Genomic DNA, 10989 nt, shown 5'->3' on the forward strand with positions numbered 1-10989 from the left:
TAGTCATTGTCATATACCTCTTTCCTGTTTTTTGATTTAAGCTTATGACATTGTACCATATACTAGCTAGTTCTTCCATTTAACCAGTCCAGTTTTTATTCTAGCATCACTGTCTCTTGCTTCTTAAATCGGTGATTGTACTACTCATTTACTACTTTTGGTTGCATTTTCATGCTGGTAAATGCCAGCTTATGCAGAGTATCTTCCAAAAGGAAAATGCCGATAAAGCCCTAAAATACAGGCTATACCGACATTTACCAGCTTATGAAAAGATAATCAGAAATTTAGTGAGTTTTTAGGTAAAAAAACAATTTTAAGGATTCAGTTTAATCGTTTTCGTATTAAATGGTCTGTTTTAAAAAGAATATTGATGTTAGGTTCTTCGCCATTTTTTATGTCGGCATCAGAAGGATTACTTACAATTTGTTTTAATCAGCAGTTGTTAAGTTTTGGTGGTTCATTAGCAGTTAGTGCCATGACGATCATGACATCAATGTATCAATTTGTCTTATTACCAATTGAAGCTGTTGCTGCAGGTAGTCAACCGATTATTTCTTATAACTATGGCGCTAAAAATTATCAACGATGCAAGGAAACAATATCTTTAGCAATGAAAGCTACATGTTCATACAGTCTAGTGATTGTTTTATTGATGGAGTTATTTCCACAGATCTTTGTTGGTATCTTTACAAGTGATAGCGAGCTTTTAAGACTAGGAAGCTGGATGTTAAGAATCTATATTTTAGGCGGTTGTATCATGGGAATAAATTCAACCTGTCAGCAATCATATAATTCGTTAGGAGAAGGTAAAATGTCATTTTTCTTTGCTTTTTATCGCAAAATTATTTTACTGATCCCTTTAATCTTTATTCTACCAATGTTTTTTGAAAATCAGGTTTTAACGGTAGTTTTAGCTGAACCAATATCAGATTTTATTACCACTATAACAAACTATATCTATTTTCATAAAATCTTTCTTCTAAAAAAGCTTTCAGTAAATGATATCAAGGAAGAATATCATATTGTTCAAGAAGTTTAAAAAAGTTAATTTATAAAAATATTATAAAGGAGAATTTAAAATGAATATTAATACTAAAGTTAAATTATGTTGTTGTCAAAAAATGCCGATTGTTGCTTTAGGGGTATGGCAAAGTGGTAAAGATACTAAACAGGCGGTTTTAGATGCACTAAAAGCTGGTTATCGTCATATTGATACGGCAGCATGTTATGGAAATGAAGAAGCAGTTGGTATGGCTATTAAAGAAAGCGGGATTCCAAGAGAAGAAATCTTTATTACTACAAAATTATGGAATGATGATATTAGAAAACATCGCACTAAAGAAGCGCTTCAAGAAAGTTTGCGTAGATTGCAGGTTGATTATGTAGATTTATATTTAATTCATTGGCCAGTAGAAGGGTATATTGATGCTTATTTAGAAATGGAAAAGTTAAAAGAAGCCGGTTTGATTAAAAGTATTGGTGTTTCTAATTTTAGAAAATCTCATTTACAAAATCTTTTAGCAAATGTTCATAAAATTCCAAGTGTTAATCAAATTGAGATTAATCCTCAAATGCAAGATGAAGAAACAATTGAATTCTGTCAGGAAAATAAAATTGTGTTAGAAGCCTGGTCGCCACTAGGAAGTGGGGCATGTTTACACATTCCAGCGATTGAAATGATTGCTAAAAAATATCATAAATCATCAGCACAAATTATTTTAAGATGGTTATTACAAAGACATATTGTTGTATTACCAAAATCTATTCATAAAGATCGTATTGAAGAAAATATTGATTTATTTGATTTTGAATTAACAGATGAAGAAATGAGCTTAATGAATGCCTTAAATCAAAATAAAAGGACTGGTCCTGATCCAGATGATTTCGATTTTTAAATATCGAGTGATGAAATATTATAAAAACAGCTATTTGAGTTATTTATTGATGTATTTCTTTTACTTCTTCTCTTTAGCTGTTTTTTCAGGATATATATCTGTTTATTTAATGTGTTGATTAGCAGATTATTTGAACAAAAAAATAAAGGAATTAGTCAAATAAAATTAATAAATATAATAAAACAGTTAAAATAATTTGAGAAAATAATATGCAAATTATCTTAACTGTTTTATTATTATATTTAAGGAGATCGACATACAAAAAAAGAAAGGGTCATCGGATTGCCGTCCTACCTTCCTTTTTCCCAAAAACATATGTATGTCTTGTACATGACTATGATAACATTTAAAACACTTTCTTTCAATAATTATTCCCAGGATTTTTATAACGAAGATATTAAATCATTAGATCTTAATAAAGTTAAATGTACCTGCGGTTCTACCGGACATTTTCATCGTCATGCCTGCTATCAGCGTTATCTGGCTGTTGATGCTGATCATACAGTTGTAATTTCTATCATCAGGATCAAATGCGACAGCTGTGGTTGCACACATGCTCTTCTTCCAAGTATTATCATACCTTATCGGATATTATCAAATCCATCGATAATCAGAATAACCAAATCTTATCGCAATATCACAGATTCATGTACTGTTATTTCAAAGATAACTGGTTTTTCCAGAGAAACAGTAAATAAAATTATCAGGTTTTATATTCGATTTCATCAGGAAAGGCTCAATTCATTTTTGAGTGTTTTTACAGTGGCAGATTTTTATGACTTTGATTTTATATTGAATTACTTTTATGAATATCATGCCATGTTTATGCAACGTATTTCAGTTAATAATATGACAATTTATCCATAAACTTATTTTCCCATAACTGTTACTTTGAATATTTCTTCTAACTGTTATACGGTTAAGTCAGGAGGTGTATTATTAATGAATAACAGAAAAAAAGATGATCTGGATACTAAGATTGCACTTTTTAGATATGAACTGATCGTACCAGTGCTCAACAGAACATACCCGGATCGTTCTGCATTGCAGTATTTTAAGAGGATTGCGTCTGCTTCATTGAAATATCCTGATGGTACATCAAAAGAGTATTCGTTTCAAACGATACGATACTGGTACGATACATATCAAAAAGAAGGATTTAGTGGACTGATGCCAAAAACACGTAATGACAAAGGCCGTTCAAGGAAACTGAATAAAACTTTGAAAAACAAAATTATAGAAATGAAACAAACAAATCCAAGGATGACGGCCACTTCAATTTATTTGAAGCTCATTGAAGATGGGAATATATTGAAGAAGGATATTTCATTATCGACCATAACAAGATTTATTGCATCAAAACCGGAATTCAATCACATACCGGTCGAAGATATGAGAGCATTTGAAATGGAACATACCAATGATATGTGGCAGCTGGATACGACCTACTGTTCATATATCAAAGACAGCAGAGGTCATAAATTAAGAACATATCTTATTATGATCATCGATGATCATTCCAGAATGATCGTTGGATATGGATTTTTCCTTGAAGACAATGCTGTCAATGTCCAGACAGTACTGAAACGGGCAATATCTAAATATGGGGTTCCAAAAAGACTATATGCCGATAATGGAAAACCTTATAAAAATGAACAGCTGCCAATCATTTGTGCTCAGCTGCAGATTCAGATCATTCATGCTCAGGTATACCACGGCAATAGCATTATGTGTACTTTATGATTATGTGGAGTTATTTTGTTTTTATAGCTTATAAGGCCATTTTTTGATACAAAAACTCCACATAATATTATTTTAGGATACAATTATCTACGTGTATGACAAGACAAGGAGGTAGATAATATGTACACATTGAAAGAATTATCTGATAAAGCGTTTCAAGAACTACTTGATTCTGGTTTATCATATAAAACTGTTTACGGTGCAAACTGGTATATCTGGAATCGATTGATCCGATTGCACGGGGAAGATGCTTTATTTGAAGAATGGATGGTGTATGATTACTGTGAAGATTATTTTGGAAAAGATATCTATGTGATCGACAAATGTAAACTTACACAATGTGAAAAAAGATATGTTCTCGCATTCAATAATCTGTTACAGTCAAATAAAAACATACCTTTTAAGAAACTAAACTATCATTATCATAGAGATTTCCTGCTAGATCATGATGCAAATCAACTTCTTGAAGAATATCTAAAATTAAGCAAAGAGGATGGTAATTCAGAAAGAACTTTAGAAAATAAACGTAAAAGGATTCGTAATTTTTTGATTGATTCAGATTTCAAGTCACTTACTAAGGAGTCGTTACGCCAATACCTGAATAAACGAATGACCGTAATGAATAAGACTGCTTATGTAATCGAGATGAGACTGATCAGAAGATTTTTGATATTCGCTTATGAAAAAAGTGCCATTTCTAAAGACATCCTGCTTGCATGGCCCGATAATATGAGCAGCATCAAAAATAAAGATATTCCATCAGCTTATACGATTGAGGAAATAAGAGAGTTACTGATTTCAGCCAGAGATTTCAAGTATGAGGATAATCATTTAAGAAATTATGCAGTCCTTTGTCTTACGGCTTATTCTGGGATTAGAGCTAGTGATGTGGCTAATTTAAAGTTTGAAAATATTGACTGGAGAAAAAATGAAATCAGAATTATTCAGCATAAAACAAAAAGAATGCATGTAATTCCATTGCTTCCTGAGATTGGTAATCCTATCATCGAATATATCAAAAGAGAAAGGCGATCATCATCAAAATATGTATTTACTACAGAAAAAGGCCAAAAACTTAACACTTATATGATAACATATATAGTCAATACTTACTTTTCTAACGCTCCGTTCGATCTGAAGGGAAGACATTACGGGCCACATACATTAAGGCACAGCATTGCAACCAACCTTATCAACAATTCTGTTTCAGCATTTTCAGTAGCCAATGTATTAGGTCATTCTAATACAAATTGTATTCAGATATATGCAAAAGTTGATATGGAAGGTCTAAAAAAGTGCGTTCTGGAGGTTCCATATCGTGTTTGAACTGATGAGCCCATGGAAAGAACATCTGATTGATTTTTATGAACACAAGATTCACTGTGGATATAAATACGAAAAAGGCCTAATTGTCATATCCCTTTTTGATAGGTATTATTCTAGCCTGAACATCGACGATCTTGTTTTCTCAAGAGATATCGTAGAACCTTTCTTATATTTAGATTCAAATGAACGGATCGGAACTCAGATAAGTAAGGCAAGTGTATTGCGTCAGTTTGGAAAATATTTATTCAGTCACAATGTCATTGAAAATATCTATATCATTCCATCTATATCACGAAAAGGAGAAGCTGAATACATACCTTATATCTACAGCAAAAAAGAATTGACAGGAATAGTCAATTATCTGGAAAACTACCCTGAGTCTGATTTTCTTGGAAAGTATAAGCTATTACCCAACACGATAAATGCAGTGACCATCTGTATAAAGATCTTAATAACTACAGGTATGCGCCTGGGAGAAGTCTTGAATTTAAGAACCGACAATATCAATTTCAACAATAATATTATCTATATCGATATCGCTAAAAATGATAATAAAAGAATGATCCCGATAAGCCAAACACTTACGGATGAGATCAGGAACTATATAGTTAATACGCCTTTTGTACTTGATAATCATGAACATTTGCTTTATATCGATGTCGATAACAGACTAAAAGAAAGCAATGTCCATTATTATTTTTATAAGGCATTGAAGCATAACAAGATCAAAAGGAAGAAGCATGGTAGTCCAAGGATACATGATTTCAGGCATACTTTTGCGGTCATGAGCCTTACCCAATTGCAGAAAAACGATGGAAATATAAATTTATCTCTATCATATTTATCTGCCTATCTTGGTCATAAGTCACTTCATGAAACACAGAAATACGTCTGGTTGACCCCCATCCTGTTTGAAGAAACAAAGAATAAAATGGCTGATTATTCATCATTCATAACTGATATTTTTGGAGGTGATAAGTTCGATGAAGATTAAGAATGATTTTTCATCCATTTTAGAATCATATTTTTCAAAGCATCTAAAACTTGAGAGAAAATTTAGTATTAATACCTATGATACTTATCTGACCGTATTGAAACAATTTATCAATTATCTAAGTGATGAATTAAAAATAAAAAGGCACGAACTCTCACTATATGATTTCAACAAAAAAAATATAATGACATTTTTGGATTATGTTGAAAGGTCGCTAAAATGCAGTTCAAAAACAAGAAATCACAAACTGACAATCATTAATTCATTTTTAGAATATGCACAATCTATAAATCCTGTTTATATCGATCTCTATCTATCATCAAAATCGATCAAAATGAAAAAAGTACCAAAGAAAAAAATGGGTTTTATGACCGTAGAAGAAATGAAAGCATTCTTCAAATGTATAGATTTAAGGTATAGATCTGGATATAAGCACTATATAATGCTTACGGTATTATATGAAACAGGGGCGAGGGTCAGTGAACTGATCAATATGGAAGTGTCGGATATATTTTTTAATAAAGATCCATATATAAAGATAGCAGGAAAAGGAAACAGGGAACGACTTGTATATATCAATGATTCAGTTGTATCAATGATCAAGGAATATATGAAGAAATTCAAAATAAAATCTGGTTTTCTTTTTCTGAATCATTCAAACGAAAAGTTCACAAGATATGGTGTGAATAAAATTGTAAATAAATATTATGAAAAAGCAAAAAAAAATGTCCAACGTTAAATAACAAAACAATAACCCCTCATACATTCAGACATTCAAAAGCTGTTCATTTTCTCCAAAATGGAACAGCACTACCTATTATACAACGTTTCCTAGGACATAGTAATATACAAACAACAGAAATATATCTGGATATCACTAATGATGTAGTGATAGAAGCAGTTAAACTAGCAGCAGATGTATTATCGATAAATAAAGAACAGGCATTGTGGTCAGGTGATGAAGCTCTGATTGAATTACTGGAAAGTTTAAAATAATATTATGTGGAGTTTTTGTATCAAAAAATGGCCTTATAAGCTATAAAAACAAAATAACTCCACATAATCATAAAGTACACATAATGCTATTTATGTGGAATTCCACATAAATAGCAAGGGCAAGATCGAGCGCAGCTTCAAATCAGTCAAGGAACAATGGATGTACAATACAGACTTTGATCAGTTTAAAAATACAGAAGATATAGATTCAGCTTTTGCCCTCTATGTCAATAAGAAAAATAATTCACCACATGCTTCACTGAATGGAAATACTCCGGTAAATGTATTTATGGATGATGAATCATCGATCAGGAGGGTCGAACCAGAAAGACTTGAAAAAATATTCTATCATACTGCAACCAGAAAAGTTGCCAATGATGCAACGATCAGGCTCAATACAAAAGTTTTCGAAACAAAGCAGGAATACATAGGCAGCAGGATAACCATCAAATATAAACCTGATCTCAGTGAGGTTTATATATTTGATGATGACAGCTATATCAAGATATCTGAAGTAAAGAAAGTAGACAATTCAAAAATAAAAAGAAAGCGACCACTGTTTTCAAAGGAGGATGACCAATGAAAGATTTTAAGATCTATTATGGACTGGAATTCAATCCATTTGAAAAAGGGCAGCCCGATATACCAGTAGAAACCAGTGATTACCGGGAAGCAATGGGGAGGCTCAATTATCTGAAGGATGTCAGAGGAATAGGATTATTTACTGGCCGAAGCGGAACAGGTAAATCGTTTATCATGAAAAAATTCAGTGAAACACTGAATCCTGGTCTGTATAAAGTAATATATATGCCAATGTCGACTCTGAGCACGATTGAATTCTATCGTGAACTGAGCAATCAGCTGGGACTGGAAATATATCATAAAAAAATAGATAATTTCAGAAATATCCAGGCCCATATAAAAAAGATGGTCGATGAAAAAAAGGATAGTGCCGGTCATAATATTAGATGAAGCACAATTTTTGAAAACCGATATCCTGAATGATCTGATAATGCTTTTAAATTTTAATTTTGATTCAAGCAGCTATGTAATTCTGATCCTTACAGGAACACCAGTATTAAATCATACGATCAATAGAGCAGTTCATGAAGCACTCAAGCAGAGGATCGTGATCCAGTATGAAACAACCGGGATGAATGAAAAAGATATTGAAACTTATATCAGTATAAAATTAAAAAAAGCAGGAAGAAATGAACCGCTGGTCATGCCAGAAGCTTTAACAGCACTGTCAAATGCATGTCAGGGTTCATCAAGAAAACTGAACAATCTGATGACCCACTGTCTGATAGTTGGTGCAGCAGCAAACAGGATGATAATTGATAATGATACAGTAATGGAGGCAGCAGATGAAATTGGATAAAAAAGAACTGATATATGAATGCCGTTATAAAAATATGAGATGGAACTGCATGATAAAAGATATCGAACATACAAAGCAGATAACCGGGTTTACAGTAAGTGGAAAAGGAAGTCTTTATCGAGTGTATCTGATAGAATTCAGTAAAACAAGATGGCTGGATATTCCAGAAATGGGAATATCCAGTGAGCTGAGCCATCCTGATGATATCTTCTGGAACAGTGAAAAACTAGCAGAACATACTAACAGTATAATTGATGGACTAACTATAGCCAATGGACTGAAAATGATCAATAAACTTTATGAAATAGGCGAAGTCTAAGGACCTCGCCCCTTCCCGAACCGTACGGGCACCTTTCAATGCATACGGCTCTCCATTTCTAAGTGAGTTTTCGTTTGGTAATTTGATTGTATTCTAAAAGGTTTTGGCTAACCTTTATAAAACATTCTCTATACAAACATATTTGTCTGCGGTTTATTCTTATCATTTCTTTGATGATATGGGAATACGGCTTATGTAATAGACTGATTTTCTTTCTATGAAACATGACATGTTGTTGTGGATTGCCACATATGTAACAGTTTCTTTTGAGAGGATTTGTGTCACTATATTTGTATTCCACATTCTGCTTGATTTTACTAAGCCACTGTGGGAAGAATGTTTTATCACGCTTGAATGAGCGGTATAGAACTAATTTGATTGTTTTAGCTTTTCCTTTGTCATTCGTGTACGAATAAATCAGTTGTGTATGATATTTCTTAAAGACCTTCTTTAATGAAGTATCACATTTGCGTGCAATCGTATAGGCAATGGAATATTGAATGATGTATTGGATTCTATGCATGTCATAGTAATTTCTGCACCCCTGATTATTGTTGATAAGCCCACGAAGAACCTGATTACCATAGGTAATGATGTCTTCTATTGGCTTGGATAATAATCGTTTTATGGAATGAGGTTTTCCAAATGCATCACACATTCCGTTGTCACGTAGTTTGCATATAAGTTTTTGATTATCAATCAGGATGTCAATGCTAGGAAATCTCCTGCTGATGAGATAACCAAGAAAATGTGCCTTTTCGTTTTTAGCATGTGTGATGAGTGTCTTTTCTTCACTAAGCCTTAGATGAAGTTCATCTTTAAGAAATTGTCTGATTTCCTGCTTGAGCTGTTGGGCATATGCTTTTGAAGAAATAGTTCCTACTAGGAAATCGTCAGCATAGCGTACGTAGTGTACTCTGCAAAATGAAGAATCAAAGTTATCAACGGATGATGTTGAACTCAGTTTTTTTCTTAGTCTTTTGATTTCCTTGATGTCATGCACCGATATCGCTTTGTTGAGCTGATGTCTCAGCCTGGCATATTCAGGATTCTGTCTACGATGTTTGCCCAGCATATCACGTTCAATAATGTGCTCCATAAATCTATCCAGTTTATCAAGATAGATGTTCGCAAGAATTTGGCTGCTGCACGAGCCTTGAGCATTACCTCGTTTAGTTGATTGGAATTTATGTTCCATATCGAAGTAACCAGCTTTCAGTATTTTGTTGATGAGACGAATAAAACGTTCATCATGAATTCTTTCGCGAAGGATGGACTCCAGGACACGGTGATCAATTTCATCAAAACATGCAGAAATATCACCTTCAATAAACCATGTCGTAGCACGCCAGGTTTCTACTTGAGCTAAGGCGCTGTGTACACTGCGATTAGGACGAAAGCCATGGGAAAGGTTTGAGAATGTAGGTTCATAAATACATTCAAGTATGATACGAACACATTCCTGTACTAGCTTATCTTTTCCATTAGGAAAGCTAAGCTTACGCATCTTTCCGTTTTTCTTGGGGATGTAAGTGATTCTGTTCGGTTGAGGCTGATAGATTTCATCTCTAAAAGATGAAATCAGCTCATCAATCCATTCTTCACAGAATCCATGAAGAGAAGTTCCGTCACTGCCAGCAGTTTCAGCACCATCATTGGATTTGATACTGTTGTAGGCAATGTAATAGAAATCTCTATCGTATAGAAGACGATAAACATCTTTATTGATGTAATAGTGATTTATACTGTTACGGGAACGAAAACATTCTAGTTTCGTTAAAAGTTTTGATGACTCATTCGGGTCAACTCCTTTCAAAAATAGAAATTAGAAACTGTCTCCTTTCACCATGTATTATCCATTACAGATAATCATTGGGCTACTGTAGAGACTCTCTACCCGTGATAGTTTAAATAAAGAAAACCAGAGCACTAGGGTATATCACGGTAACGCTTAATATAGTAACTCCATACTTAGGTATCCAATTGGTCTTTTAGGTTGACGATGTCAACTGTGCCAGACGACCTACTTATATCCAACCTTTCAAATACTGGATATATCGTCTAGAAACAAGAGTGATAACTTGAATGTTTTTCTAACACCACAAGACTTGGGTTCAACTCTAGAAGCTTTACCATATATGGCCTAGCTCGCCAAGCCACTCGTCCTAAAAGGACTAATCCTGGCTTTACCGACATGCTATGGTCCCCGTTGGGTTATCCCCGCGAGGTATAAAAGTCAAGATAATTTGACCAATTTGTTGCAATTAAGTGTTCTCAGTTTTTTTAGGATTTAATTTATCTTTGATTCGATAAGATGGACCTGTGATATTAAATA

At 33.4% G+C, this 10989-nt stretch carries 13 protein-coding genes; 12 read left to right on the forward strand and 1 reads right to left on the reverse strand.

What is annotated here, in order from left to right:
* Positions 1 to 370 precede the first annotated feature (370 nt).
* The 12 genes from B5F09_RS13645 to B5F09_RS13695 all read left to right on the forward strand — a co-directional run bounded on the left by B5F09_RS13645 (position 371) and on the right by B5F09_RS13695 (position 8654).
* Positions 371 to 1039, forward strand: a complete 669-nt coding sequence (locus B5F09_RS13645; RefSeq protein WP_087374851.1) for an MATE family efflux transporter — start codon at positions 371 to 373, stop codon at positions 1037 to 1039.
* A gap of 40 nt (positions 1040 to 1079) precedes the next feature.
* Complete coding sequence (locus B5F09_RS13650) at positions 1080 to 1895, forward strand: aldo/keto reductase (protein ID WP_087374853.1); 816 nt, start codon at positions 1080 to 1082, stop codon at positions 1893 to 1895.
* Positions 1896 to 2225: 330 nt separating this feature from the next.
* Positions 2226 to 2762 carry a DUF6431 domain-containing protein gene (locus tag B5F09_RS14770; RefSeq protein ID WP_143357520.1) on the forward strand — a complete coding sequence of 179 codons (537 nt, stop codon included), beginning with the start codon at positions 2226 to 2228 and terminating at the stop codon, positions 2760 to 2762.
* A gap of 75 nt (positions 2763 to 2837) precedes the next feature.
* Positions 2838 to 3638: a DDE-type integrase/transposase/recombinase gene (locus B5F09_RS13655; RefSeq protein WP_087374855.1), complete on the forward strand. Its 801-nt coding sequence runs from the start codon at positions 2838 to 2840 to the stop codon at positions 3636 to 3638.
* 120 nt (positions 3639 to 3758) lie between these two features.
* Entirely contained in the window at positions 3759 to 4964 is a 1206-nt protein-coding gene (locus tag B5F09_RS13660) for a tyrosine-type recombinase/integrase (RefSeq protein ID WP_087374857.1), read from the forward strand.
* A complete protein-coding gene (locus B5F09_RS13665) occupies positions 4957 to 5958 on the forward strand; it encodes a tyrosine-type recombinase/integrase (RefSeq protein ID WP_087374859.1) in 1002 nt (333 codons plus the stop codon). The genes B5F09_RS13660 and B5F09_RS13665 overlap by 8 nt, the downstream gene beginning before the upstream one ends.
* Positions 5948 to 6697 (forward strand): tyrosine-type recombinase/integrase, encoded by a 750-nt coding sequence (locus tag B5F09_RS13670; protein WP_087374861.1) that lies wholly within the window; start codon positions 5948 to 5950, stop codon positions 6695 to 6697. The genes B5F09_RS13665 and B5F09_RS13670 overlap by 11 nt, the downstream gene beginning before the upstream one ends.
* Before the next feature lie 11 nt (positions 6698 to 6708).
* Positions 6709 to 6954, forward strand: coding sequence for a tyrosine-type recombinase/integrase (locus B5F09_RS15480; RefSeq protein WP_087374872.1), 246 nt, complete (start codon positions 6709 to 6711; stop codon positions 6952 to 6954).
* 160 nt (positions 6955 to 7114) lie between these two features.
* Positions 7115 to 7537 (forward strand): Mu transposase C-terminal domain-containing protein, encoded by a 423-nt coding sequence (locus tag B5F09_RS13680; protein ID WP_087374863.1) that lies wholly within the window; start codon positions 7115 to 7117, stop codon positions 7535 to 7537.
* Positions 7534 to 7926, forward strand: coding sequence for an ATP-binding protein (locus tag B5F09_RS15350; protein ID WP_087374865.1), 393 nt, complete (start codon positions 7534 to 7536; stop codon positions 7924 to 7926). Before B5F09_RS13680 ends, B5F09_RS15350 begins: the two co-directional genes overlap by 4 nt.
* Complete coding sequence (locus B5F09_RS13690; RefSeq protein WP_158095861.1) at positions 7904 to 8335, forward strand: AAA family ATPase; 432 nt, start codon at positions 7904 to 7906, stop codon at positions 8333 to 8335. Before B5F09_RS15350 ends, B5F09_RS13690 begins: the two co-directional genes overlap by 23 nt.
* The gene (locus tag B5F09_RS13695) at positions 8322 to 8654 is read left to right on the forward strand and encodes a hypothetical protein (RefSeq protein ID WP_087374868.1); all 333 of its coding nucleotides are present in this window, start codon (positions 8322 to 8324) and stop codon (positions 8652 to 8654) included. Before B5F09_RS13690 ends, B5F09_RS13695 begins: the two co-directional genes overlap by 14 nt.
* 58 nt (positions 8655 to 8712) lie before the next feature.
* On the opposite strand, the gene B5F09_RS13700 is transcribed toward B5F09_RS13695, so the two are convergent.
* On the reverse strand, positions 8713 to 10470 hold the full coding sequence (locus tag B5F09_RS13700; protein ID WP_087374870.1) for a reverse transcriptase/maturase family protein: 1758 nt from the start codon (positions 10468 to 10470) through the stop codon (positions 8713 to 8715).
* Positions 10471 to 10989: the final 519 nt, after the last annotated feature.

It is taken from the genome of Erysipelatoclostridium sp. An173, assembly GCF_002160495.1.
Taxonomy (GTDB): domain Bacteria; phylum Bacillota_I; class Bacilli_A; order Erysipelotrichales; family Coprobacillaceae; genus Thomasclavelia; species Thomasclavelia merdavium.